Here is a 25,523-nt window from a genome sequence, read left to right as displayed (position 1 = left end):
GGGGCGACGCCATATGCTGCACAGCATGACGAGTGACCCGGAGCAGCAGATGGGAGTGGGGACGCCCGACGCGTTTCAGCGCCTCTGGACGCCTCACCGGATGGCCTACATCCAAGGGGAGAACAAGCCGAGCGGGCCCGAGGCCGGTGACGGCTGCCCCTTCTGCTCCATCCCGGCCAAGTCCGACGAGGACGGGCTGGTGATCGCGCGCGGTTCGTCCGTCTACGCGGTGCTCAACCTCTATCCGTACAACGGCGGGCACCTGATGGTGGTCCCCTTCCGGCATGTCGCCGACTACACCGAGCTGAACGGCGCGGAGACCGCCGAGCTGGCGGACTTCACCAAGCGGGCGATGACCGCGCTGCGGACGGCGTCAGGGGCACACGGCTTCAATATCGGGATGAACCAGGGCATCTCCGCAGGTGCGGGGATCGCGGCCCATCTGCACCAGCACATCGTTCCGCGCTGGGGCGGGGACACCAACTTCATGCCGGTCGTCGGGCACACGAAGGTGCTGCCGCAGCTTCTCGCGGACACCAGGGCGATGCTGGCGGGCTCCTGGCCCACGGACTGAGCCGTCCCGTACGGAGAGCGCCCCCCGGCGACGGCCGGGGGGCGCTCTCCGTGCCGCGATCGCGGCGGCGGCTCAGGCGTCGTACAGATCCGCCTTCTTCGGCGCCGCGTCCTGCACCCCGCCGCTGACGGCCATCGACCGGCCGGCGAAGCGCGCGGTGTCCACGCCGTTCTCGTCCAGCACCCGCAGCGCGGCGGCGTGCGCCACCCGCAGGACGGGCGTGGCCGCGCGCATCGCGTCGTCGGCCATGAACCGGTGCCGCCAGGGCTTGTCCGCCCAGGGGTGCCGCAGCCCGAACGGCTCCGGCAGCACCAGCTTGCCGCCGAGGAACTCCAGCAGCGGCGGATACCAGGTCAGCGGCGCCCGCACCATCAGCCGCACCACCTCCCGCGCCTCCACCAGGGGCAGGGTGCGGGTCCGCGTCTCCCAGAAGCGCAGGGTCTTGCTCACCGTGACGGTCTTCGGCGAGGACTTGGTGGTGAAGAAGCCGTGCACCGGGCCGAGTGCGTGCCCGGTGACCTCCACGCGGAGGGTCTCGTGCAGCACCGTCACGGTGATCATCATCGTGATCACCAGCTGTCCGTCCCAGAGGGTGAACTGCACGCCCAGATAGTGGCGGTTGCCGCTGCCGAACTGCTGATGGTTGCAGATGCGCTGTATCTCATGGCCCTTGACCTGGAAGGACTCCACATCCGCGCCCTCCGGCCGGGAGACCGAGCCCGCGTTCTCGCCGACCGGCGAGACGATCCAGTGCTTGACCGAGGGAGCCGGGAAGCCGCCGGAGTTCAGCGGGCCGCGCTCCAGCAGCTTCAGCTTGTCGTGGATCGCCCGTATGACATCCCAGCTCCGGAACTGGTTGATCTCCTTGCCCGGCTCCTTGGAGACCAGTTCCTCGGCCATCTGCCAGCTTCCCCAGCGGGTGCCCATGCCCAGTATTCCCTTGGGGCCGGCGTAGAAAGCCGAGTTGGCGTGCTGCTCGGCGGTGAGCTTCTCCAGGCTCTGCCGCAACTGCTCCCGCGCCGAGTCCTGCGGGCCGCCGGGGACCGTGTCGGGGATCTTGGCGCCGATGCCGCCGCCCGAGAGCAGCCCGTCCCAGCGGTCCCGCAGATCCTTCGCCGTGGACTCGCAGAGCCGCTTGGCCAGCAGCCACCCCACCACCGGGGCGATGATCATGCCCCGCAGATAGAAGGCCCAGAAACCGGCGAACGGCAGCCGGATCAGCAGCAGCAGCGCCAGCCCGCCGATCGCCAGCAGCAGGACCGTGCCCAGCGCGCCCGCCCGCTTGTTGGAGGCCCCGGCGATGGTGCGGCGCAACTGGAAGACGCCCATCCACAGCAGCATCCCGGGCAGGAAGAGCAGCCCGCAGACCGCCATGATCATGGTGAGCCTGGTGTCGCGCTCCTTGCGGATGTGGCTGGCGGCGAGACAGTGCTCGACCACGGTCTGCGGCTCCATGCCGAACGACTGGATCAGCGCGCCGCGCCCGCTTCCGAGCATCCGGTTCTGCACGGCCCGGGAGAACGCCTCACCGAGGTTCGGCTCGAAGAGCGAGAACTTGCCCTTCTTCACCTCCGACTTGTGCCACTCGCTGTTGGCGTCGAGGATCGCCTCGGCCGGGCTGTCGCGGTACGCCGCCGAGGCCAGCGCCTGTGTCGCCGCGGTCTGCCCCGCCGAGCCCATGAGCGGGACCTGTGCTCCGGGACTGAAATCGAAACTGTCGCTCGCCACTTACCGCCCCCAACATCGCCGCATTGTCGTCCGCTCTGCGGCCTGTTCCCAACTGCCGCGCCCCGCACACCTGCTGAGCTGGGCACCTCAGCGTATCCGGGCTGTGTCGTCCGCGTCACGGTACTTCCGTACCCGGCGGGAATTGCCGCCCGGCCCCCGGAGGGCCGGGCGGCGTCCTTCGGGGCACCGGCTGCCGCGGGTTTCCGCCCCGGGGTGTCAGACCCGGGCCCCGGTCCGCTCCCGCACCTTCTCCGCGACCTGCGGCGGCATCGCCTCATGACGGGCGTACGCACGGCTGAACCGGCCCGTGCCGTGCGAGATCGAACGCAGATCCACCGCGTACCGCCCGATCTCGATCTCCGGGACCTCGGCCCGGACGACGGTCCGGGACCCGGCGGCCTGTTCGGTGCCCACCACCCGGCCGCGCCGCCCCGACAGATCGCTCATCACCGGGCCCACGTACTCGTCCGGCACCAGCACCCGCACCTCGGCCACCGGCTCCAGGAGATGGATCGGGCAGCCGGCCGCCGCCTCGCGCAGCGCGAGCCCGCCCGCCGTCTGGAACGCGGCATCGGACGAGTCCACCGAGTGCGCCTTCCCGTCCCGCAGGGTGATCCGCACATCGACCAGCGGACAGCCGGCGGCGAGCCCGCGCGCCGCCTGGGCGCGCACCCCCTTCTCCACCGAGGGGATGAACTGCCGGGGCACCGCACCGCCCACCACCCGGTCCACGAACTCGATCCCGGACCCCGCGGGCAGCGGCTCCACCTCGATCTCACAGATCGCGTACTGCCCGTGTCCGCCGGACTGCTTCACATGGCGCCCCCGCCCGGCCGCCCGCTCGCCGAAGGTCTCCCGCAGCGACACCCGGTGCGGCACCACATCGACCCGGACGCCGTAGCGGCTGCGCAGCCGCTCCAGCGCGACATCGGCATGGGCCTCGCCCAGACACCAGAGCACCACCTGGCGCGTCGCCTGGTTCTGTTCGAGACGCATCGTCGGGTCCTCGGCGACCAGCCGGGCCAGCCCCTGGGAGAGCTTGTCCTCGTCCGCCTTGCTGTGCGCCTCGATGGCCAGCGGCAGCAGCGGGTCCGGCATCGTCCACGCCGCCATCAGCAGCGGATCGTCCTTCGCGGAGAGCGTGTCGCCGGTCTCCGCGCGGGACAGTTTGGCGACACAGGCGAGATCACCGGCGATGATCCGGTTGAGCGGGCGCTGATGCCTGCCGAAGGGGACGGAGAGCGCCCCGACCCGCTCGTCCACGTCGTGGTCCTCGTGGCCCCGGTCGGTGAGGCCGTGCCCGGAGACATGGACCGTCTCGTCCGGGCGCAGGGTGCCGGAGAAGACCCGTACCAGCGAGATGCGCCCGACATACGGATCGGAGGCCGTCTTGACGACCTCCGCCACCAGCGGCCCGTCCGGGTCGCAGCCCACGGCGGGCCGGGGCGCGCCCCGGGGCGTGGTGACGGGCGGGCACTCGGGCTCCAGCGGGGTCGGGAAGCCCCCGGTGATCAGCTCCAGCAGCTCCACCGTGCCCAGCCCCTGCCGGGCCCCCTCGGCGGCCGGCGCCGCGGCCAGCACCGGATGGAAGGCCCCGCGGGCGACGGCCTTCTCCAGATCGGCGATCAGCGTGCCGAGATCGATGTCCTCGCCGCCGAGATACCGGTCCATCAGGGTCTCGTCCTCGCTCTCGGCGATGATCCCCTCGATCAGCCGGTTGCGGGCCTCCTCGATCAGCGGGGCCTGCTCCGGGCCGGGGGCGACCTCCTTCCGCTCCCCGGAGGAGTAGTCGAAGATCTTCCGGGAGAGCAGCCCCACCAGACCGGTGACCGGCGCGTGCCCGTCCGGGCCCGGGGTGCCGTACCGCGGCAGATGGAGCGGCAGCACCGCGTCGGCGTCGCCGCCGCCGAAGATGTCGGCGCAGACGGCGGTCAGCTCGTCGTACCCGGTGCGGGCGGTCTCCAGATGGGTGACCACGATCGCCCGGGGCATCCCCACCGCCGCGCACTCCTCCCACACCGCCCGGGTCGCGCCCGCCACCGCCTCGGCCTCCTGCGCCGCCGACACCACGAAGAGGGCCGCGTCCGCCGCCCGCAGACCGGCCCTCAGCTCCCCGACGAAGTCCGCGTACCCGGGGGTGTCCAGCAGGTTGATCTTGATTCCGCCCCACTCGACGGGCACCAGCGAGAGCTGTACGGAGCGCTGCTGCCGGTGCTCGATCTCGTCGTAGTCGGAGACCGTCCCGCCGTCCTCCACCCGGCCCGCCCGGTTCACCGCGCCGGAGGTGAGCGCGAGCGCCTCGGTCAGCGTCGTCTTTCCCGCACCGCTGTGGCCGACCAGCACCACATTCCGTATCGCGGAGGGCTGGTCGGCCGCCGTGGCCCTGCCGGCGGCCCCGGGGTGTGTGTTCGCTCTGTCGCCCATGATTCATGCCTCCCGATCGATCCGGTCGATTGCACCCAGTGCGCGGTGAGGAGATGAGGAGATACGGGCCGCGGGCGCGGGAACCCTCGCGTCAATGCCTCCGGACGGAGCCGCGGAGCCGAGGATGAGGCCCCGGACGGCGCCCGGGAGCACGCTCCGGTGCCGCCCGCGGTCGTCTTCTGTCCGAGCTTTCCAGCTTCCAGTCGTCTTTCGAGCTTTCCACTCCGCTCATGGTGCGTCCATATGCCGGACGGCACCGCGCGGACGGGACCACCCGCCCCGAGGGCCCGCCCGCAGGGCCGCCCGGCGGCCCCCGGGCGGCCCCGGGGACGGGCCCTGGACGGGTCCCGGCGGTGGAGAGCGCCGGTCCTGGCTACGATGGGCCAGCCGGTGGCCGATGGGGCCACACGGCCCACCGAACCTCGGGAAGGCCATGCTGAACAAGTACGCGCGTGCATTCTTCACGCGTGTCCTCACACCGTTCGCCGCATTTCTGCTCCGCCGTGGAGTGAGCCCCGACGCGGTCACTCTCATCGGAACGGCCGGGGTGATGGCGGGTGCTTTGGTCTTCTTCCCCAGGGGAGAGTTCTTCTGGGGCACGATCGTCATCACGCTTTTCGTGTTCTCGGATCTGATCGACGGCAATATGGCGCGCCAGGCGGGCATCTCCAGCCGCTGGGGTGCCTTTCTCGACTCCACCCTCGACCGGGTCGCCGACGGAGCGATCTTCGGCGGATTCGCGCTCTGGTACGCGGGCACGGGGAACGACAATGTGCTCTGCGCGGTGTCGATCTTCTGTCTGGCGAGCGGGCAGGTCGTCTCCTACACCAAGGCCCGCGGGGAGGCGATCGGTCTCCCGGTCGCCGTCAACGGGCTGGTCGAGCGCGCCGAGCGGCTGGTGATCTCCCTGGTCGCCGCGGGCCTGGCCGGGCTGCACGCCTTCGGCGTGCCCGGAGTGGACGTGCTGCTCCCGATCGCCCTGTGGATCGTCGCCATCGGCAGCGCCGTGACCCTGGGGCAGCGTGTCGTGACGGTGCGCCGGGAGTCCGCCGAGGCCGATGCCGCGACCCAGAGCGAGGCCGAGGCGAAGTGACCGCGCGGGACCGTCTCACCGACGGGCTGTACGGGCTGGGCTGGAGCGCGGTCAACAAGCTGCCCGAACCGGCCGCCGCCTCGCTCGGCCGGACCATCGCCGACACCGCCTGGAAGCGGCGCGGCCAGGGGGTGCTCCGGCTGGAGGCCAACCTGGCCCGGGTCGTCCCGGACGCCGGCCCCGAGCGGCTCCGCGAGCTGTCCCGGGCCGGCATGCGCTCGTACATGCGGTACTGGATGGAGTCCTTCCGGCTGCCGTCCTGGAGCGCGGAACGGGTCCGGGACAGCGTCGAGATCAAGAACATCCACCGGATGACCCAGACCCTGGCCGACGGCCGGGGCGTGATCCTCGCACTGCCGCATCTGGCCAACTGGGATCTCGCGGGGGCCTGGCTGACCAGGGCCCTGGACATCCCCTTCACCACGGTCGCCGAACGGCTGAAGCCGGAGACCCTGTACGACCGGTTCGTGGCCTACCGCGAGAGCCTCGGCATGGAGGTGCTGCCCCACGCGGGCGGCGCCGCCTTCGGGACCCTCGCCCGGCGGCTGCGGGCCGGCGGTCTCGTCTGCCTGGTCGCCGACCGCGATCTGTCGTCCTCGGGGGTGGAGGTCGAGTACTTCGGCGACACCGCCCGGATGCCGGCCGGACCCGCGCTGCTCGCCCAGCACACCGGGGCGCGGCTCTTCCCCGTCACCCTCTGGTACGGGCCGGAGCCCATGATGTACGGCGAGGTCCACGACCCCGTGGAGGTGCCCGGGGCGGGGACCCGGGCCGAGAAGACCTCCGCCATGACCCAGCTCCTGGCGGACGCCTACGCCGAGGGGATCGCCGAGCACCCGGAGGACTGGCACATGCTGCAACGACTGTGGCTCTCGGATCTGGAGCCCCGGCCGGGGGAGGCCCGCGCGTGAGGATCGGCATCGTCTGCCCGTACTCCTGGGACGTCCCCGGCGGGGTCCAGTTCCACATCAGGGATCTGGCCGACCATCTGATCCGGCTCGGCCACGAGGTGTCCGTGCTGGCCCCGGCCGACGACGACACCCCGCTGCCGCCGTTCGTCGTCTCGGCGGGCCGCGCCGTGCCCGTCCCGTACAACGGCTCCGTCGCCCGGCTGAACTTCGGGTTCCTCTCCGCCGCGCGGGTGCGGCGCTGGCTGCACGATGGCACCTTCGACGTCATCCACATCCACGAACCGACCTCGCCGTCGCTGGGGCTGCTCGCCTGCTGGGCGGCGCAGGGGCCGATCGTGGCGACCTTCCACACCTCCAACCCGCGCTCCCGGGCCATGATCGCGGCCTATCCGATCCTCCAGCCCGCGCTGGAGAAGATCAGCGCCCGGATCGCGGTCAGCGAGTACGCCCGGCGCACCCTCGTGGAGCACCTGGGCGGGGACGCGGTGGTGATCCCCAACGGCGTCGATGTCGGCTTCTTCGAGCGGGCCGAGCCGAAGCCCGAGTGGCAGGGCGGGACGATCGGCTTCATCGGCCGCATCGACGAGCCCCGCAAGGGCCTGCCGGTCCTGATGCGCGCCCTCCCCGCGATCCTGGCCGCCCGCCCCGGCACCCGGCTGCTGGTCGCCGGGCGGGGCGACGAGGAGGAGGCGGTCGCCGCCCTGCCGAAGGAGATGCGCTCACGCGTCGAGTTCCTCGGGATGGTCAGCGACGAGGACAAGGCGCGGCTGCTGCGCAGCGTCGATGTGTACGTGGCGCCCAACACCGGAGGGGAGAGCTTCGGGATCATCCTGGTGGAGGCGATGTCGGCGGGGGCGCCGGTGCTGGCGAGCGATCTGGACGCCTTCGCGCAGGTGCTGGACCAGGGGTCGGCGGGGGAGCTGTTCGTGAACGAGGACGCGGGGACGCTGGCGGAGGCGGCGATCCGGCTGCTGGGGGACGAGGAGCGGAGGGAGGAGCTGCGGAAGCGGGGGAGTGCGCATGTGCGCCGCTTCGACTGGTCGACGGTCGGCGCGGACATCCTCTCGGTCTACGAGACCGTCACCGACGGCACCTCGTCGGTGGCCACCGACGACCGCCCCGGCCTCCGCGCCCGCTTCGGCCTGGCCCGCAACTGACCCCCGACGCGGGCCCCTGCGCACCAGCTGAGCCCGCTTCTGTCGGCGGGCGAGGCGCACTATCTCAGCCTCTCCGGCGATTGAGGAGCGGGCGCTCGGGGGCCGGTCCCCGAGCGTGGGCCGCGGGGTGGCGGGGGCGGCGGTAGCGTAGGGCGCCGTGACCGCAACGTTCATCTGGATTCTCGCCGCCCTCCTCACCACCGCCCTCTACCTCAGCTGGACCGCCGGCCGCCTCGACCGCCTCCACACCCGCATCGACGCCGCCCGCGCCGCCCTCGACGCCCAGCTCCTGCGCCGCGCCTCGGTCACCCAGGAACTCGCCACCGCCGGCGTCCTCGACCCCGCCGCCTCGATCGTCCTGTACGAGGCCGCGCACGCCGCCCGCCAGGCGGAGGAGGAGCAGCGGGAGGTCGCGGAGAGCGAGCTGAGCGCAGCCCTGAGGGCCGTCTTCGAGGAGGCCGAACAGCTCGACGCGGTCCGCCGGGTCCCCGGCGGCGAGGACGCCACCCTCGAACTCGCGCAGGCCGTCCGCCGCGTCCCCATGGCGCGCCGCTTCCACAACGACGCCGTCCGCGCCGCCCGCGCCCTCCGCCGCCACCGCAAGGTCCGCTGGTTCCGCCTCGCCGGCCACGCCCCCTTCCCCCTCGCCTTCGAGATGGACGACGAACCCCCCACCGCCCTCGCCGACCGCCCCACCGGCTGACCGCCCACCTCCCGGGAAACGATCCACCGCCTGCTCATTGGCCCTTGCAGTGGACTGGTCCACGGATGTTCCATCGATTCCGTCGATGCCGCGCCGCACCGCCGGGCGCGCCCCGATCCGTAACCCCCAGTCCCCAGTGAGGTCTCCGTGTCCAGCACGCCCACCCCCGCCCCGCTCCCCACCGACGGCCCGGCGACCGGCACCGCCCGGGTCAAGCGCGGCATGGCCGAGCAGCTCAAGGGCGGCGTCATCATGGACGTGGTCAACGCCGAACAGGCGAAGATCGCCGAGGACGCGGGCGCCGTCGCCGTCATGGCCCTGGAGCGGGTCCCCGCCGATATCCGCAAGGACGGCGGAGTGGCCCGGATGTCCGACCCCACCATGATCGAGGAGATCATCGAGGCGGTCTCCATCCCGGTCATGGCCAAGTCCCGCATCGGCCACTTCGTCGAGGCCCAGGTCCTCCAGTCGCTCGGTGTCGACTACATCGACGAGTCCGAGGTGCTCACCCCCGCGGACGAGGTCAACCACTCCGACAAGTGGGCCTTCACCACCCCCTTCGTCTGCGGCGCCACCAACCTCGGCGAGGCCCTGCGCCGCATCGCCGAGGGTGCGGCCATGATCCGCTCCAAGGGCGAGGCCGGCACCGGCAATGTCGTCGAGGCCGTCCGCCACCTGCGCCAGATCAAGAACGAGATCGCCCGGCTGCGCGGCTGCGACAACAACGAGCTGTACGCCGCGGCCAAGGAGCTGCGCGCCCCCTACGAGCTGGTCAAGGAGGTCTCCGAGCTGGGCAGGCTGCCGGTGGTCCTCTTCTCGGCCGGCGGTGTGGCCACCCCCGCCGACGCCGCGCTGATGCGCCAGCTCGGCGCCGAGGGCGTCTTCGTCGGCTCCGGCATCTTCAAGTCCGGCGACCCGGCCAAGCGCGCCGCCGCCATCGTGAAGGCCACCACCTTCCACGACGACCCGAAGATCATCGCCGATGCCTCCCGCAATCTGGGCGAGGCCATGGTCGGCATCAACTGCGACACCCTCCCCGAGACCGAGCGCTACGCCAACCGGGGCTGGTGATGACGGCTCCCGGCGCCCCCCGCATCGGGGTTCTCGCCCTCCAGGGCGATGTACGGGAGCATCTGACGGCACTGGCCGCGGCGGGCGCCGCGGCCGGTCCGGTCAGGCGCCCCGGGGAACTCGCCGGGGTCGAGGGCCTGGTGATCCCCGGCGGGGAGTCCACCACCATGTCCAAGCTGGCGAAGCTCTTCGGCATGATGGAGCCGCTCCGCGCCCGGGTCGCCGACGGGATGCCGGTCTACGGCACCTGCGCCGGTCTGATCCTGCTCGCCGACAAGATCCTCGACCCCCGCTCCGGCCAGGAGACCATCGGCGGCATCGACATGATCGTCCGCCGTAACGCCTTCGGCCGCCAGAACGAGTCCTTCGAGGCGTCCGTCGCGCTGAGCGGCGTGCCCGGCGGCCCCGTCCAGGGTGTCTTCATCCGCGCGCCCTGGGTGGAGTCGACCGGCGCCGAGGTGGAGATACTCGCTGAGCACGAGGGCCATGTCGTCGCCGTGCGCCAGGGGCGCGCGCTGGCCACCTCGTTCCACCCGGAACTCACCGGGGACCACCGGGTGCACGCCCTCTTCGCCGACATGGTGCGCGCGGCCCGATGACCCGTTCCCGGTAGGATCTCTGCGGAACGCAGCAGCACTGGGTAACGCGAAGGAGACAGGCAGATGTCCGGCCACTCTAAATGGGCTACGACGAAGCACAAGAAGGCCGTGATCGACGCCAAGCGCGGCAAGCTCTTCGCGAAGCTGATCAAGAACATCGAGGTCGCGGCCCGTACCGGTGGCGCCGACATCGACGGTAACCCGACCCTCTTCGACGCCATCCAGAAGGCGAAGAAGCAGTCGGTTCCCAACAAGAACATCGACTCCGCGCTCAAGCGCGGCGCGGGCCTGGAGGCCGGCGGCGCCGACTACGAGACGATCATGTATGAGGGTTACGGCCCGAACGGCGTCGCGGTCCTCATCGAGTGTCTGACCGACAACCGCAACCGCGCCGCCTCCGACGTGCGGGTCGCGATGACCCGCAACGGCGGCTCGATGGCGGACCCGGGCTCGGTCTCCTACCTCTTCAACCGCAAGGGCGTGGTGATCGTCCCCAAGGGCGAGCTGTCCGAGGACGACGTCCTCGGCGCGGTCCTGGAGGCGGGCGCCGAGGAGGTCAACGACCTGGGCGAGTCCTTCGAGGTGCTCAGCGAGGCCACGGACCTGGTCGCGGTGCGCTCCGCGCTCCAGGCCGAGGGCATCGACTACGACTCCGCCGAGGCCAACTTCGTCCCGACCATGCAGGTCGAGCTGGACGAGGACGGCGCGCGGAAGATCTTCAAGCTGATCGACGCGCTGGAGGACAGCGACGACGTGCAGAACGTCTTCGCCAACTTCGACGTCTCGGACGAGGTCATGGAGAAGGTCGACGCCTGACCGGCGCACGGCCGGCCGGCCGGGGCCGGCGACCCGGCACACTCCGGGGCAGGGCGGGCCGGCGGGTGATTCACCCGCCGGCCCGCCCTCCTTCGTATGCGTTGTCAGTGCCGCCGGATAGCCTGCACGGACAGATGAACGACGGGAGGGGCGGCGTGCGTGTGCTCGGGGTGGACCCAGGGCTGACCCGGTGCGGGGTCGGGGTGGTCGAAGGCGTCGCCGGCCGTCCGCTGACCATGCTCGGCGTCGGAGTCGTCCGCACCCCCAGCGATGCCGAGCTGGGCCACCGCCTGGTCGCCATCGAGCGGGGCATCGAGCAGTGGCTCGACGACCACCGCCCGGAGTGCGTCGCCGTCGAGCGCGTCTTCAGCCAGCACAATGTGAGCACGGTCATGGGCACCGCCCAGGCCAGCGCCGTGGCCATGCTCTGCGCGTCCCGCCGGGGCATCCCGGTCGTGCTGCACACGCCCAGCGAGGTGAAGGCCGCCGTCACCGGCAGCGGCCGCGCCGACAAGGCGCAGGTCGGAGCGATGGTCACCCGGCTGCTGCGGCTGTCCGCCCCGCCCCGCCCGGCCGACGCGGCGGATGCCCTCGCCCTCGCCATCTGCCACATCTGGCGCTCTCCCGCGCAGAACCGCCTCCAGCGGGCCGTCGCCCGGCACGCCACGACGGCCCGGCCGGCCGCCACGGCCCGGCCCGCAACGCCCGCCCGGCCGCCCACCGCGGGCGGGCCCGCCGAGGCGGCCCGGCCCTCCACGGCAGCCCAGCAGACCCCCGCACCGAAAGGCCGTACCGCATGATCGCCTCCGTGAGCGGCACCGTCGCCGCCCTCGCCCCCACCACCGCGGTCATCGAGGTCGGCGGCGTCGGCATGGCCGTCCAGTGCACCCCGGACACCCTCTCCGGCCTCCGGATCGGCCAGGAGGCCAAGCTCGCCACCTCCCTGGTCGTCCGCGAGGACTCCCTCACGCTCTACGGCTTCGCCGACGACGACGAGCGCCAGACCTTCGAGCTGCTCCAGACCGCCAGTGGCGTCGGCCCGAGGCTCGCCCAGGCCATGCTCGCCGTGCACCGCCCCGACGCCCTGCGCCTCGCCATCGCCACGGCCGACGAGAAGGCGCTGACCGCCGTCCCCGGCATCGGCAAGAGGGGCGCCCAGAAGCTGCTGCTGGAGCTGAAGGACCGCCTCGGTGAGCCGCTGGGCACCCACGGCGCCCAGCGGGGCGCCGGCGCCGCCGTCACCGCCTCCTGGCGCGACCAGCTGCACGCCGCCCTGATCGGCCTCGGCTACGCCACCCGCGAGGCCGACGAGGCCGTGGCCGCGGTCACCCCCCAGGCCGAGGCGTCCGGGACCGCCCCCCGGGTCGGTGTGCTCCTCAAGGCCGCCCTCCAGACCCTGAACCGCACCCGCTGACCCCGGTGCGGCCCCCGAGCCCCCCGCGACTCCCCGCCCGCCCCGCGGCCTGACCGCCGCCCGCACTCCACGAGGCACACACGCAGTGAACTGGGACGACAGCACCCCCGGCCCGGCCGATGAGGCCCCCGTCGCCGACGGCCGGATCGTCGAGGCCTCCGCCGACGGCGAGGACCAGGCCGTCGAAGCGGCGCTGCGGCCCAAGTCCCTCGGCGAGTTCGTGGGCCAGGAGCGCGTCAGGGAACAGCTCGACCTGGTGCTCAAGGCGGCCCTCGCCCGGGGCGCCACCGCCGACCACGTGCTGCTCTCCGGCGCCCCCGGCCTGGGCAAGACCACCCTCTCGATGATCATCGCGGCGGAGATGCAGGCCCCGATCCGGATCACCTCGGGCCCCGCCATCCAGCACGCGGGGGACCTCGCCGCCATTCTCTCCTCCCTCCATGAGGGTGAAGTCCTCTTCCTCGACGAGATCCACCGGATGTCCCGGCCCGCCGAGGAGATGCTCTACATGGCCATGGAAGACTTCCGGGTCGATGTGATCGTCGGCAAGGGCCCCGGCGCCACCGCGATCCCCCTGGAGCTGCCCCCCTTCACCCTCGTCGGCGCCACCACCCGCGCCGGGCTGCTGCCGCCCCCGCTCCGGGACCGCTTCGGCTTCACCGCCCACATGGAGTTCTACGACCCCGCCGAGCTGGAGCGGGTCATCCACCGCTCCGCCCAGCTCCTCGACCTGGAGATCGAACCGGCCGGCGCCGCCGAGATCGCCGGCCGCTCCCGGGGCACCCCCCGGATCGCCAACCGGCTGCTGCGCCGGGTCCGCGACTACGCCCAGGTCAAGGCGGACGGCCTGATCACCCGCGAGGTGGCCGCCGCCGCCCTGAAGGTGTACGAGGTCGACACCCGCGGTCTCGACCGGCTCGACCGGGCCGTGCTCCAGGCCCTGCTGAAGCTCTTCGGCGGCGGCCCCGTGGGGCTCTCCACCCTCGCCGTGGCGGTCGGGGAGGAGCGTGAGACCGTGGAGGAGGTCGCCGAGCCCTTCCTCGTACGGGAGGGCCTGCTGGCCAGGACCCCGCGCGGCCGGGTCGCCACCCCCGCCGCCTGGGCCCACCTGGGGCTCGTGCCCCCGCAGCAGGCCCCGGGCCGGGGCGGCGGGGGCGGCTTGTTCGGGGTGTGACGGCGCGGAGACTCCCCCGGGGGGAACCACGGTGCGATGCTGGGCGTTGTTCCAATGATGCGGACTCGCTTAGACTCCGCCGATGCCGACCTTCCAGGTTGGCGTACCCACCCCCGTAGATAGGCCGCCTCTCCGACGCGGTCGTGTGAAGGAAGTTTCTTCCCGTGAGTCTCGTGACCCTCCTCCCCTTCATCGTGCTCATCGGGGCCATGTTCCTGATGACCCGGTCCGCCAAGAAGAAGCAGCAGCAGGCCGCAGCGATGCGCGACTCGATGCAGCCCGGCACCGGCGTGCGGACGATCGGGGGCATGTACGCCACCGTCAAGGAGCTTCACGCCGACACCGTGCTCCTTGAGGTCGCCCCCGGCGTCCACGCCGTCTACGCGAAGAACGCCATCGGCGCGGTCCTCGACGACGACGAGTACAACCGCATCGTGCACGGCGACGACACCGGCGCCGAGGCGACCCCGGTCGTTCCCGACGACGCGTCCTCGCTGACGGAGTCCGCGGACTCCGAGGCGCCCAAGATCGACCTCGGCAAGAAGCCCGAGAAGGACGAGCCCGGGACGAAGGACGCCGACAGCGCCGAGACCAAGGACAACAAGTCCGACGGCGACAAGTAGTCGTGTTCGGGGACCGCGGCGGCACCCAAGGGTGCCCGGCGGTCCCCCGGTCGTGTTGACTTCTGCGGGGGCAGGTCCCCACAACACTTCGTGGCCGCCCCGGCGCATACCCGGCACGGGGCGGTTGGACAGGGAGAAACGAAAAGGTGGCAGCACCGAACAGGGGCCGAAGGCCCGCGGGGGCTCAGGGGAAGCCAGGTCGCACCCTGGTTCTGATCCTGATCGCCATGGTCGCGCTGACCGGCGGGATGTTCGCGACCGGGGACACCACGCCGCGTCTGGGCATCGACCTCGCGGGCGGTACGACGATCACGCTCAAGGCCAAGGCGGAGCCCGGCAAGGAGAGCGCGGTCAATGAGACCAATATGAACACCGCGGTCGGCATCATCGAACGCCGTGTCAATGGTCTCGGTGTCTCCGAGGCAGAGGTCCAGACCCAGGGCCGCGAGCACATCATCGTCAACATCCCCAAGGGGACGGACTCGGAGCAGGCCCGCAAGCAGGTCGGCACCACCGCTCAGCTGTTCTTCCGGCCGGTCCTGACCGTGGCCGCCGGCGGTACGACTCCCGAGCCCAAGCCGAGCGCGTCGCCGTCCGGCACGGACAAGGAGAAGGCCACCGACGGCAAGAAGGACGAGAAGGGCACCGAGTCGGCGTCCCCGTCGTCCGATGCCTCCGGATCGCCCAGCGGCACCCCCACCACACAGGGCCGCGCCGTCAGCGAGGGCCTCAGGGCCCCCCAGGCCGACCCGACCGGTTCCGCCTCCGCCGACCCGAAGGCGCCCAAGGCGTCCGAGGCGCCCAAGGGCTCCGAGTCCCCGGCGCCCGACGCCTCGGCCTCCGCCGAGATGAGCGCGCTGGAGAAGCAGTTCACCGCTCTGAACTGCTCCGACGAGAAGGCCCGCAGTGCCCTCGGCGACAGCACCCGTCCCGAGAAGACCGCTGTCGCCTGCGGCAAGGACGGCGCCGGCCAGTGGGAGAAGTACATCCTCGGCCCGGCCGAGGTCGACGGCAAGGACGTCGACGACGCCAAGGGCCAGCTGGACCAGCAGCGCGGCATGTGGATCGTCACCATGGACTTCACCAGCTCCGGCGCGAAGAAGTTCCAGAAGATCACCAGCAAGCTCTCGCAGCAGCAGTCCCCGCAGAACCAGTTCGCGATCGTCCTCGACGGCGAGGTCATGTCGGCCCCGCAGGTCAACCAGACGCTCAGCGCGAACGCCGAGATCTCCGGAAACTTCAACCAGGACTCCGCCCAGGACCTGGGCAACATGCTCTCCTACGGCGCGCTGCCGCTGACCTTCTCCGAGGAGAGCGTCACCACGGTCAGCGCCGCACTCGGCGGCGAGCAGCTCCTGGCCGGTCTCATCGCCGGTGCCATCGGCCTCGCGCTGGTCATCATCTACCTGGTGGTCTACTACCGCGGTCTGGCCCTGATCGCGATCCTGAGCCTCCTGGTCTCCGCGGCCCTGACCTACAGCCTGATGGCACTGCTCGGCCCCGCCATCGGCTTCGCGCTCAACCTGCCCGCGGTCTGTGGAGCGATCGTCGCGATCGGTATCACAGCGGACTCGTTCATCGTGTACTTCGAACGGGTCCGGGACGAGATCCGCGAGGGCCGCACCCTGCGTCCGGCCGTCGAGCGGGCCTGGCCGCGCGCCCGGCGCACCATCCTGGTCTCCGACTTCGTGTCGTTCCTCGCCGCCGCGGTGCTCTTCATCGTCACCGTCGGCAAGGTCCAGGGCTTCGCGTTCACCCTCGGTCTGACCACCCTGCTCGACGTCGTCGTGGTGTTCTTCTTCACCAAGCCGCTGATGACGCTCATGGCCCGCACGAAGTTCTTCGCCAGCGGTCGTCCCTGGTCCGGACTCGACCCCAAGCGCCTCGGTGCCAAGCCTCCGCTGCGCCGCTCGCGCCGCACCTCCGTCGTCCCCACCGACCCGAAGGAGGCGTGAGATGTCGCGTCTCGGCACCATTGGCGCCCGGCTCTACCGCGGCGAGATCGGCTACGACTTCGTCGCCAAGCGCAAGTTCTGGTACGCCGTCTCGATCCTGATCACCATCACGGCCATCGTCGGCCTGGCCGTCCGCGGCCTCAACATGGGGATCGAGTTCAAGGGCGGCGCGGTCTTCACCACCCCGAAGACCAGCGTCTCCGTCACCGACGCCAAGGAGTACGCGGAGGAGGCGTCCGGCCACGACGCCATCGTCCAGAAGCTCGGCAACGGCACCATGCGCATCCAGGTCAGCGACCTGGACACCGCCGCGGCGACCAAGGCCAAGGCCCAGCTGGCCGCGGACATGAAGATCGCCCCGGACAAGATCAACGCCGAGCTGGTGGGCCCCAGCTGGGGTGAGCAGATCGCCAACAAGGCCTGGACCGGCCTCGCCGTGTTCATGATCCTGGTGGTGATCTATCTCGCCATCGCCTTCGAGTGGCGCATGGCGCTCGCCGCGCTCATCGCGCTGATCCACGACCTCACCATCACGGTCGGTGTCTACGCGCTGGTCGGCTTCGAGGTCACCCCGGGCACGGTGATCGGTCTGCTCACCATCCTCGGCTACTCCCTCTACGACACCGTCGTCGTCTTCGACGGTCTCAAGGAAGGGGCCGTCGGGATCACCAAGCAGACCCGGTACACCTACAGCGAGATCGCCAACCGCAGCCTCAACGCCACCCTGGTGCGCTCCATCAACACCACCGTGGTCGCCCTGCTCCCGGTCGCCGGACTGCTCTTCATCGGCGGTGGCTTCCTCGGCGCGGGCATGCTCAACGACATCTCGCTGTCGCTGTTCGTGGGTCTCGCGGCCGGCGCGTACTCCTCGATCTTCATCGCCACCCCGCTGGTCGCCGACTTCAAGGAGCGCGACCCGCAGATGAAGGCCCTGAAGAAGCGGGTCCTCGCCAAGCGCGAGGCAGCCGAGGCCAGGGGCGAGTCCCCCGAGGGGGACGACGACCCCGGCACACAGGGTGACGACGACGGCCGGGACGACGCGCTGCCCGGAGAGGTCGCACCCGCCGGAGCCGGCTCCGTGGTCGCTCCCCGGGGCGGGCGCGGCCGGGGCCGCTCATCGGGCCGGCGCCGATGACGGCCACCCGCGAGGAGCTGCTGCTCAGCCGCATCCGCGATGTTCCCGACTACCCGCGGCGGGGAGTGGTCTTCAAGGACATCACCCCCCTGCTCGCGGACCCGGTGGCCTTCGGCGCCCTCACCGACGCGCTCGCCGACTCGTGCGCGCGCCACGGCGCCACCAAGGTCGTCGGCCTGGAGGCCCGGGGCTTCATCCTGGGCGCCCCGGTCGCGGTCCGCGCGGGCCTCGGCTTCATTCCCGTGCGCAAGGCCGGCAAGCTCCCCGGAGCCACCCTGGCCCAGGCGTACGACCTGGAGTACGGCACCGCCGAGATCGAGGTCCACGCCGAGGACCTGAGCCCGGACGACCGGGTCATGGTCATCGACGACGTCCTGGCCACCGGCGGGACCGCCGGCGCCGCGATCGAGCTGATCCGCCGCGGCGGCGCCGAGGTCGTGGGCATAGCGGTCCTGATGGAGCTGGGCTTCCTCGGCGGGCGGGCCCGCCTGGAGCCCGCCCTGCGCGGAGCCCCGCTGGAGGCGCTGCTCACCCTCTGATCACCCTCTGAGCCCCCCCCGCGCGGGGGGTGCGGACACCGGCCTCTGGGGTCCCGGGAATCCCGGGACCCCAGAGGTCTGTTTCATCCCCTGGGGCACCGGAACACCGAGGTCGATACCATGGCCTCTCCGGACCTGAACCGGGGGACCGGAATGCACGAGGAGCGCTCTTGCCAGACGAGGCCCGTCCCGCCACAGCCGCGCAGCCCGACCGGAAGGCCGATCAGGCCGCGGCGGCGCCCGCCGCGCCCGCGAAGCAGCAGGCCGACACCTCCGGCCGGGCCACCCCCGAGCGGCCCCACGGCGCGACCTCCGTATCGGCCCTGAAGCCCGCGGGGAAGCCCGCCGAGAGCGCGGCGAAGCCCACGGGCGCCTCCGGGTCCAAGACCCCCGCCAAGACCCCGTCACGGCCCGCCCCGGCGGCCCTGCCGCGCGGCGCCGGCTCCTCCAACCGGGTCCGCGCCCGCCTCGCCCGTCTCGGCGTCCAGCGCTCCTCGCCGTACAACCCGGTCCTGGAGCCCCTGCTGCGGATCGTGCGCAGCAACGATCCCAAGATCGAAACCGCCACGCTCCGCCAGATCGAGCGCTCCTACCAGGTCGCCGAGCGCTGGCACCGGGGCCAGAAGCGCAAGAGCGGCGACCCTTACATCACCCACCCGCTCGCCGTCACCACCATCCTCGCCGAGCTGGGCATGGACCCCGCGACCCTGATGGCCGGGCTGCTGCACGACACCGTCGAGGACACCGAGTACGGCCTCGACACCCTCCGCCGCGACTTCGGCGACCAGGTCGCCCTGCTCGTCGACGGCGTCACCAAGCTGGACAAGGTCAAGTTCGGCGAGGCCGCCCAGGCCGAGACCGTGCGCAAGATGGTCGTGGCGATGGCCAAGGACCCGCGCGTCCTGGTGATCAAGCTCGCCGACCGCCTCCACAACATGCGCACCATGCGCTACCTCAAGCGGGAGAAGCAGGAGAAGAAGGCCCGCGAGACCCTGGAGATCTACGCGCCGCTCGCCCACCGCCTGGGCATGAACACCATCAAGTGGGAGCTGGAGGACCTCGCCTTCGCGATCCTCTACCCCAAGATGTACGACGAGATCGTGCGGCTGGTCGCCGAGCGCGCCCCCAAGCGCGACGAGTACCTCGCCATAGTGACCGACGAGGTCCAGTCCGATCTGCGGGCCGCCCGCATCAAGGCCACCGTCACCGGGCGCCCCAAGCACTACTACAGCGTCTACCAGAAGATGATCGTCCGGGGCCGGGACTTCGCGGAGATCTACGACCTGGTCGGCATCCGGGTCCTGGTGGACACCGTCCGCGACTGCTACGCGGCGCTCGGCACCGTCCACGCGCGATGGAATCCGGTCCCCGGCCGGTTCAAGGACTACATCGCCATGCCGAAGTTCAACATGTACCAGTCGCTGCACACGACGGTCATCGGACCCAACGGCAAGCCGGTCGAGCTCCAGATCCGCACCTTCGACATGCACCGCCGCGCCGAGTACGGCATCGCCGCGCACTGGAAGTACAAGCAGGAGCCGTCCGCCGGGGCCTCCAAGGTGCGCACCGACGTGCCCAGGAAGTCCGGCAAGGACGATCACATCAACGACATGGCGTGGCTGCGCCAGTTGCTGGACTGGCAGAAGGAGACCGAGGACCCCTCGGAGTTCCTGGAGTCGCTCCGCTTCGACCTCTCCCGCAACGAGGTCTTCGTCTTCACGCCGAAGGGCGATGTCATAGCGCTCCCGGCGGGCGCCACACCGGTGGACTTCGCCTACGCGGTCCACACCGAGGTCGGCCACCGCACCATAGGGGCACGGGTCAACGGACGGCTCGTACCGCTCGAATCGACCCTCGACAACGGCGATCTGGTCGAGGTCTTCACCTCCAAGGCCGAGGGCGCCGGCCCGTCCCGCGACTGGCTGGGCTTCGTCAAGTCCCCCCGGGCCCGCAACAAGATCCGCGCCTGGTTCTCGAAGGAGCGCCGGGACGAGGCCATCGAGCAGGGCAAGGACTCCATCGCGCGCGCGATGCGCAAGCAGAATCTGCCCATCCAGCGGATTCTCACCGGGGACTCGCTCGTCACCCTCGCCCATGAGATGCGCTACCCCGACATCTCCTCGCTGTACGCGGCGATCGGCGAGGGCCATGTCGCGGCCCAGGGGGTCGTACAGAAGCTGGTGCAGGCCCTCGGCGGCGAGGAGGCCGCCAACGAGGACATCGCCGAGTCCGCGCCGCCCTCCAGCGGCCGGGCGAAGAAGCGCCGCTCCAACGCCGATCCCGGTGTGGTGGTCAAGGGCGTGGACGACGTCTGGGTCAAGCTGGCCCGCTGCTGTACGCCGGTGCCGGGCGATCCGATCATCGGCTTCGTCACCCGGGGCAGCGGAGTCTCGGTCCACCGCGCCGACTGCGTCAATGTCGACTCCCTGTCACAGCAGCCCGAGCGCATCCTGGAGGTGGAGTGGGCGCCCACCCAGTCCTCCGTCTTCCTGGTCGCCATACAGGTGGAGGCCCTGGACCGGTCCCGGCTCCTCTCGGATGTCACCCGGGTCCTCTCCGACCAGCACGTCAACATCCTCTCGGCCGCCGTCCAGACCTCCCGCGACCGGGTGGCCACCTCGCGCTTCACCTTCGAGATGGGCGACCCCAAGCACCTGGGCCACGTCCTCAAGGCCGTCCGGGGCGTCGAGGGCGTCTACGACGTCTACCGGGTGACGTCCGCCCGGCGCCCCTGACGGGCCCGGCTAGGGCGAGCCGCCGTCCGCCGCGCGGGCGGTGACCAGGCCCGATTCATAGGCCGCGATGACCGCCTGGGCGCGGTCGCGGACGGCGAGCTTGTCGAAGATGCTGGTGATGTAGTTCTTGACCGTGGAGGGACTGATCTCCAGGGCGCGGGAGATCTCGGAGTTGTCGAGGCCGGTGGCCATCAGCCGCCACACCTCGACCTCCCGGGGGGTGAGTTCACCCGGGCCGGTGTGGGCCGGCCGCGCGTCGTGGGGCGCCCGCACATAGGTGGAGATCAGCCGGGTGAGCAGACGTGGCGCGACGATGGCCTCGCCGGTGTGGACGGTACGGATCGCCGCGCTCAGGTCCTCCGGGGAGCTGTCCTTCGGCAGGAACCCGTAGGCACCGGCGCGCAGGGCGCCCACCACGTACTCGTCGACATCGAAGGTGCTCAGGGCCAGGACCCGGCTGCCGGGCACGGTGGCCGCGAGTTCCCGGGTCGCGCCGACCCCGTCGAGCACCGGCATCCGGATGTCCATCACCACGACGTCGGGGCGCAGTTCGCGGGCGAGCGAGACGGCCCGCGCGCCGTTCTCGGCCTCTCCCACCACGTCGATGGACGGGTCGGGGGAGAGGATCAGTGAAAGGCCGCGCCGCACCAGCGGCTGGTCGTCCACGATCAGCACTCTGATCCTCGCCCCCGTTGCCTCTGCCACCTCTGCCGCCTCCGTCGGTCCCGTCGGCCCGGCCCCGGTCATCGGTGCGCTCCCTCGTGCCGGCCCGCCGCCTCGGCGGCTTCGGTGGCTTCGGCGGCCTCGGCCGTCTCGTCCCCGGTCAGCGGCAGATCGGCCACCACGGAGAACCCTCCATCGGGCCGCGGCCCGGCGGTGAGGGTGCCGCCGTGCAGAGCGACCCGCTCGCGCATACCGATCAGACCGTAGCCACCCGGGCCCACCGCCGGTGCCTCCTCCCGCGGCGGCTCGCCCCCGCCGTCGTCCCGCACTTCCACGGTGACACCGTCCTCGCGGTAGGCGAGCCGTACGGACGCCCGGGCCGGCCCCGCGTACTTGCGGGTGTTGGTCAGGGCCTCCTGGGCGATCCGGAACACCGTGAGCCCGACGGTGGGCGGCAGGGGACGCGGTGTCCCGTGGATGCCCAGTTCGGTCGGCAGACCGGCGAGGCGGGACTCGGCCACCAGACGCTCCAGGTCGTCGGCGCCGGGCTGGGGCAGCGAGGGCGCGGCCTCCGGCTCGTCACCGGCCCGCAGGACGTCCAGGAGCTGGCGCATCTCGCGCAGGGCGAGCCGCCCCGAGGACTCCAGGGTGACCAGGGCGTCCCGGACCACCTCCGGCCGGTCGATATTGGCCCGGGCCCCGCCCGCCATCAGCTGCATGGTGGTGATGTGGTGGGCCACGATGTCGTGCAACTCCCTGGCTATGCGGCGCCGTTCGTCGGCCACCGCGCGGTCGGCGAGCAGTCTGCGGTTGGCCGCGACCTCCCGCTGCCAGCGGTTGACCGCCAGGGCGGTGCCGACGACGATCAGGGTGGAGGTGGGCGCGCTCACGGCCTCCTGCCAGGACGGAGTCCGTCCATTGCTCTGGCTCAGCAGCGCCAGCGAGGCCGTCGCCGTGGCCGCGACCGCCGTCACCCGCCCCGGGCGGGCCCGGGCGACCGAGTAGAGCGCCACCACCAGCACGGCACCGAAGTGGATGGGCAGCGGGATGGTCAGGGCGGCCGTCACATCGAGAGCCAGTACGGCGGCGAGCGCCGCCACCGGGTGGCGGCGGCGGACGAGCAGGGGGACCGCCGTCAGCGCGACGAGGAGGAAACCCGCCACATCCACCTCGTGCCGGCCCTCGGGGTCGTCGAAGAACACATAGCTGAGCAGGTTCATCGCACACGCCCCGGCGGTCACCAGCGCGTCGTTGCGGGTCCACGGCGGCTCCGTGCCGGCACCGGTTCCGCCACCGGTTCCGGCATCGGTTCCGCCACCGGTGGCGCCGCCGTCCGGTGCCGCCGCCGCGACGCCGCCGGGCGCGGTCCGTCGGTTCCTGAGCATGTCCGTTTCCCCCTGTGTCCGGCCCTCGCGGCCCCGGCACAGCCTCGCACAGCGGAGGTGCCGGTCCCACCCGCGGCGGCGGTCCGCGGCCCGGGTTCCCCCCGGGGACCTGGACCGGACCGGGACCAGGGTCCTGGTCGCGGGCCGGGGGAGGACCCAGGGCCCCCGTCCGGATCATCCGCTGCCACGACGCCCGGCGGCCCTCGCGGGTGATGGTCTGGAGACCGGCCGGGAACCCCCGGCAGACATCCGAGGCCGTCCGCCGGAGGACATCGTGATCCGTGCCCTGACCGGGTACTCCACCAGACATCCGTGGAAGGTCATCGCCCTCTGGGCGGTGCTGGGTGTCGCGCTGAGCGCCCTGGCCCCGACGCTGATCTCCCGCGTCACCCAGCACCAGACCGGGGACTTCCTGCCCCGCTCGTACGACTCGGCCGCCGCGCTGGAGATCGCCCGGGAGCAGTTCGGGGTGGACCCCGAAGCCACCACGGTGACGGTGCTGGTCGCCCGCGACGACGGCAGGGCCCTCGGCGCCGCCGACCGGAAGCGGATCGGGGAGGAGGCCGCGAAGCTGGGCCGGCAGCGGGTGATCATGCCCCGGGAGGACGACACCCCGCACTTCCTGGTCCCCGACCGCTCCCAGACGCCCAGGGTCGCCCCGGCGATGACGGCACCCGACCGGAGCTTCGGGCTGCTCTCCGTCCAGCTGACCGGGAACCCCTCGGACAAGGGGGTCCAGGGCGTCTACCGGGAGTTCCGGGACGCCGCCCGGGCGCAGTTCTCCGAGGCGGGGATGCGCACCGGTTTCACCGGAGGGCTCGCCGACACCGTCGACACCACCGATGAGCACGAGACCGCGGCGAAGGTCGGGAGCGGCCTCGTCATGGGGTTCATCGTCCTGCTCAACGTCCTGGTCTTCCGCAGCGTGCTCGCGGCGGTGCTGCCGCTGCTCGCGGTCGCCCTGATCGGCGGGGTGGCGGGGGGCGCCGTCGCGGGTGGCGCGCTGCTCACCGGGCGCAAGCTCGACGCGGGGACCCCGGAGCTGATCAATGTGGTGCTGCTCGGGATCGGCATCGACTATCTGCTGTTCCTGCTGTTCCGCTTCCGGGAGGAGCTGCGCGGCCGGCCCGGGCAGCCCGCCCGCGAGGTGGCCGCACAGGTCTCCGGCCGGGTGGGCACCGCGATCACCTCGGCGGCGCTGACCATCGTGGCCGCGTTCGCCACACTGGGGCTGGCGAGCTTCGGGCAGTTCCGCTCGCTGGGGCCCGCGATCGCCATCGCGGTCCTGGTGATGCTGCTCGGCAGCCTCACCCTGCTGCCGGCGCTGCTCGCCGCCGCCGGGCGCGGGATGTTCTGGCCCTCCAAGGCCCTGCTCCACGAGCCGCGCGATGGGCGGGCCACCCGGTTCGCCGACCTGGTCACCCGGCGGCCCCTGCTGATGCTGACCGCGTCCGTCGCCCTGCTGGCCGCGCTGTCCGCCGGGCTGATCGGCATCCGCATGGACTACGGCCGGGGCGACTCGGGTGACCGGACGCCCGCGGCGGCCACCGCGGCGGAGATATCGCGCGCGCTGCCGGCCGGGGTGTCGGACCCGACGACGGTCTTCGTCACCGCCACGGACGGCGGCACCCTCACCACCGGCGGACTCGACGGCCTCTCCGGCGCGCTGACCCGGGTCGAGGGTGTGGGCAAGGTCGCGGAGACGGTTCTGAACGAGGACCGCCGGGCGGCCAGGATCGACCTCTACCCCACCGCCGACCCGCAGAGCGAGCAGGCGCGCGACCTGGCCTCCGGGCCGATCCGGGACGCGGTGGCGCGGCACACGCCCGCCGGGGCGTCGGCGCACGTGGGCGGGACGGCGGCGATCTTCGCCGATGTCGCGACCGCCGTCGACCGCGACCTGAGGATCGTGTTCCCCGTCGCGGCGGGGCTGATCGCGCTGATCCTTCTGGTGCTGCTGCGCAGCCTGCTCGCGCCGGTGGTGCTGATGCTCTCCGTCGGGCTCGGGTTCGCGGCCACGCTCGGTGCCGCCACACTGCTCTTCCAGCATGTGCTGGGTGAGCCCGGGGTCGGTTTCACCCTTCCCCTGGTGCTGTTCCTCTTCGTCGTGGCGCTGGGCACCGACTACAACATCCTGATCGCCGACCGGATACGGGAGGAGATGCGGCGGCCGGGGCCGGCGCGGGCGGCGGTGGGGCGTGCGGTACGCCACACGACGCCGGCGATCGCCACGGCGGGGCTGGTGCTGGCGGGGTCGTTCGCCACGCTGGGGGCGACGCCCGGCAGTGAGCAGGTCGCTTTCGCGATGGCGCTGGGGATCATGCTCTCCGCGCTGGTCCTCTCCCTGATCCTGGTCCCGGCCCTGTCCACCCTCCTGGCCCACCGCCTCTGGTGGCCCACCAAGAGCTCTTGAGCCCACCCCTGGAGCCCCCGCATCCCGCGGGCCCGGGGCCCCGGAACCCCCGCTCCCCCAGAACTGCCTCCGGGAGGCGCCCCCAGCGAGCCCGGACACCCCGGCCCGTCCAGCGCTTGAGGACGGACCCCGCACCCCGGCTACCCGAGCAATCCCAGCTCGTCCAGGCACCCCCAGCCCGTCCGGCGTTTGAGGACGAACCCCGCACCCCGGGCGGCCCGAGCAACCCCAGCTCGTCCAGGCACCCCCAGCCCGTCCGGCGTTTGAGGACGGACCCCGCACCCCGGCTACCCGAGCACCCCCAGCCCGTCCGGCGTTTGAGGACGGACCCCGCATCCCGCGGGCCTCGGTCGGGGGCCGGCACGCCGACTATCTGGCGGCCGACGGGTTCACCGCGCTCAACACCGTCTC

The 25,523-nt window shown here is 72.0% G+C and carries 21 protein-coding genes; 17 read left to right on the top strand and 4 right to left on the bottom strand.

Features of this window, described 5'->3' with window-relative positions; genetic code table 11:
• Nucleotides 1-13: 13 nt before the first annotated feature.
• Nucleotides 14-574 (top strand): HIT family protein, encoded by a 561-nt coding sequence (locus ACWCRA_RS05320; protein ID WP_351556944.1) that lies wholly within the window; start codon nucleotides 14-16, stop codon nucleotides 572-574.
• A 72-nt stretch (nucleotides 575-646) separates the two neighbouring features.
• On the opposite strand, the gene ACWCRA_RS05315 is transcribed toward ACWCRA_RS05320, so the two are convergent.
• Nucleotides 647-2,302, bottom strand: a complete 1,656-nt coding sequence (locus ACWCRA_RS05315) for a hypothetical protein (protein WP_351556941.1) — start codon at nucleotides 2,300-2,302, stop codon at nucleotides 647-649.
• A 216-nt stretch (nucleotides 2,303-2,518) separates the two neighbouring features.
• The gene (locus tag ACWCRA_RS05310; protein WP_351556938.1) at nucleotides 2,519-4,726 is read right to left on the bottom strand and encodes an elongation factor G-like protein EF-G2; all 2,208 of its coding nucleotides are present in this window, start codon (nucleotides 4,724-4,726) and stop codon (nucleotides 2,519-2,521) included.
• Nucleotides 4,727-5,159: 433 nt separating this feature from the next.
• Between ACWCRA_RS05310 and pgsA the strand changes: the two genes are divergently transcribed.
• The 15 genes from pgsA (at nucleotide 5,160) to ACWCRA_RS05235 (ending at nucleotide 20,651) form a co-directional block, all read left to right on the top strand.
• Nucleotides 5,160-5,819, top strand: coding sequence for a phosphatidylinositol phosphate synthase (gene pgsA / locus ACWCRA_RS05305; protein WP_351556935.1), 660 nt, complete (start codon nucleotides 5,160-5,162; stop codon nucleotides 5,817-5,819).
• Complete coding sequence (locus ACWCRA_RS05300; RefSeq protein ID WP_351556932.1) at nucleotides 5,816-6,730, top strand: phosphatidylinositol mannoside acyltransferase; 915 nt, start codon at nucleotides 5,816-5,818, stop codon at nucleotides 6,728-6,730. Before pgsA ends, ACWCRA_RS05300 begins: the two co-directional genes overlap by 4 nt.
• Nucleotides 6,727-7,887 (top strand): glycosyltransferase family 4 protein, encoded by a 1,161-nt coding sequence (locus ACWCRA_RS05295; RefSeq protein WP_451066887.1) that lies wholly within the window; start codon nucleotides 6,727-6,729, stop codon nucleotides 7,885-7,887. The genes ACWCRA_RS05300 and ACWCRA_RS05295 overlap by 4 nt, the downstream gene beginning before the upstream one ends.
• Nucleotides 7,888-8,044: 157 nt before the next feature.
• Nucleotides 8,045-8,590, top strand: a complete 546-nt coding sequence (locus ACWCRA_RS05290; protein WP_351556926.1) for a LemA family protein — start codon at nucleotides 8,045-8,047, stop codon at nucleotides 8,588-8,590.
• A gap of 147 nt (nucleotides 8,591-8,737) precedes the next feature.
• On the top strand, nucleotides 8,738-9,661 hold the full coding sequence (pdxS, locus tag ACWCRA_RS05285; RefSeq protein ID WP_351556923.1) for a pyridoxal 5'-phosphate synthase lyase subunit PdxS: 924 nt from the start codon (nucleotides 8,738-8,740) through the stop codon (nucleotides 9,659-9,661).
• Nucleotides 9,661-10,260: a pyridoxal 5'-phosphate synthase glutaminase subunit PdxT gene (pdxT, locus tag ACWCRA_RS05280; RefSeq protein WP_451066886.1), complete on the top strand. Its 600-nt coding sequence runs from the start codon at nucleotides 9,661-9,663 to the stop codon at nucleotides 10,258-10,260. Before pdxS ends, pdxT begins: the two co-directional genes overlap by 1 nt.
• Before the next feature lie 63 nt (nucleotides 10,261-10,323).
• Nucleotides 10,324-11,076 (top strand): YebC/PmpR family DNA-binding transcriptional regulator, encoded by a 753-nt coding sequence (locus ACWCRA_RS05275; protein WP_351556917.1) that lies wholly within the window; start codon nucleotides 10,324-10,326, stop codon nucleotides 11,074-11,076.
• 155 nt (nucleotides 11,077-11,231) lie between these two features.
• The gene (ruvC, locus tag ACWCRA_RS05270) at nucleotides 11,232-11,876 is read left to right on the top strand and encodes a crossover junction endodeoxyribonuclease RuvC (protein WP_451066885.1); all 645 of its coding nucleotides are present in this window, start codon (nucleotides 11,232-11,234) and stop codon (nucleotides 11,874-11,876) included.
• On the top strand, nucleotides 11,873-12,490 hold the full coding sequence (ruvA, locus tag ACWCRA_RS05265) for a Holliday junction branch migration protein RuvA (protein WP_351559159.1): 618 nt from the start codon (nucleotides 11,873-11,875) through the stop codon (nucleotides 12,488-12,490). Before ruvC ends, ruvA begins: the two co-directional genes overlap by 4 nt.
• 85 nt (nucleotides 12,491-12,575) lie before the next feature.
• Nucleotides 12,576-13,664: a Holliday junction branch migration DNA helicase RuvB gene (gene ruvB / locus ACWCRA_RS05260; protein WP_351559161.1), complete on the top strand. Its 1,089-nt coding sequence runs from the start codon at nucleotides 12,576-12,578 to the stop codon at nucleotides 13,662-13,664.
• A gap of 164 nt (nucleotides 13,665-13,828) precedes the next feature.
• Nucleotides 13,829-14,287 carry a preprotein translocase subunit YajC gene (gene yajC / locus ACWCRA_RS05255; RefSeq protein ID WP_351559162.1) on the top strand — a complete coding sequence of 153 codons (459 nt, stop codon included), beginning with the start codon at nucleotides 13,829-13,831 and terminating at the stop codon, nucleotides 14,285-14,287.
• A 146-nt stretch (nucleotides 14,288-14,433) separates the two neighbouring features.
• Nucleotides 14,434-16,242: a protein translocase subunit SecD gene (secD, locus tag ACWCRA_RS05250; protein WP_351559164.1), complete on the top strand. Its 1,809-nt coding sequence runs from the start codon at nucleotides 14,434-14,436 to the stop codon at nucleotides 16,240-16,242.
• 1 nt (nucleotide 16,243) lies between these two features.
• Entirely contained in the window at nucleotides 16,244-17,377 is a 1,134-nt protein-coding gene (gene secF / locus ACWCRA_RS05245; protein ID WP_351559166.1) for a protein translocase subunit SecF, read from the top strand.
• Nucleotides 17,374-17,916: an adenine phosphoribosyltransferase gene (locus ACWCRA_RS05240; RefSeq protein ID WP_451066884.1), complete on the top strand. Its 543-nt coding sequence runs from the start codon at nucleotides 17,374-17,376 to the stop codon at nucleotides 17,914-17,916. The genes secF and ACWCRA_RS05240 overlap by 4 nt, the downstream gene beginning before the upstream one ends.
• A gap of 170 nt (nucleotides 17,917-18,086) precedes the next feature.
• On the top strand, nucleotides 18,087-20,651 hold the full coding sequence (locus ACWCRA_RS05235) for a RelA/SpoT family protein (protein WP_351559170.1): 2,565 nt from the start codon (nucleotides 18,087-18,089) through the stop codon (nucleotides 20,649-20,651).
• 9 nt (nucleotides 20,652-20,660) lie between these two features.
• Here the strand turns inward: ACWCRA_RS05235 and ACWCRA_RS05230 are convergent, their stop codons facing one another.
• Nucleotides 20,661-21,398, bottom strand: a complete 738-nt coding sequence (locus ACWCRA_RS05230; RefSeq protein ID WP_351559172.1) for a response regulator transcription factor — start codon at nucleotides 21,396-21,398, stop codon at nucleotides 20,661-20,663.
• Nucleotides 21,395-22,699 carry a sensor histidine kinase gene (locus tag ACWCRA_RS05225; RefSeq protein WP_451066883.1) on the bottom strand — a complete coding sequence of 435 codons (1,305 nt, stop codon included), beginning with the start codon at nucleotides 22,697-22,699 and terminating at the stop codon, nucleotides 21,395-21,397. Before ACWCRA_RS05225 ends, ACWCRA_RS05230 begins: the two co-directional genes overlap by 4 nt.
• A 274-nt stretch (nucleotides 22,700-22,973) precedes the next feature.
• Between ACWCRA_RS05225 and ACWCRA_RS05220 the strand changes: the two genes are divergently transcribed.
• Nucleotides 22,974-25,112, top strand: a complete 2,139-nt coding sequence (locus ACWCRA_RS05220; protein ID WP_351559176.1) for an MMPL family transporter — start codon at nucleotides 22,974-22,976, stop codon at nucleotides 25,110-25,112.
• Nucleotides 25,113-25,523 lie beyond the last annotated feature (411 nt).

It is taken from the genome of Streptomyces sp. NPDC001889, assembly GCF_053594535.1.
The sequence above is the reverse complement of the archived record's forward strand: the minus strand, read 5'-3'. Positions and strand labels throughout refer to the sequence as shown.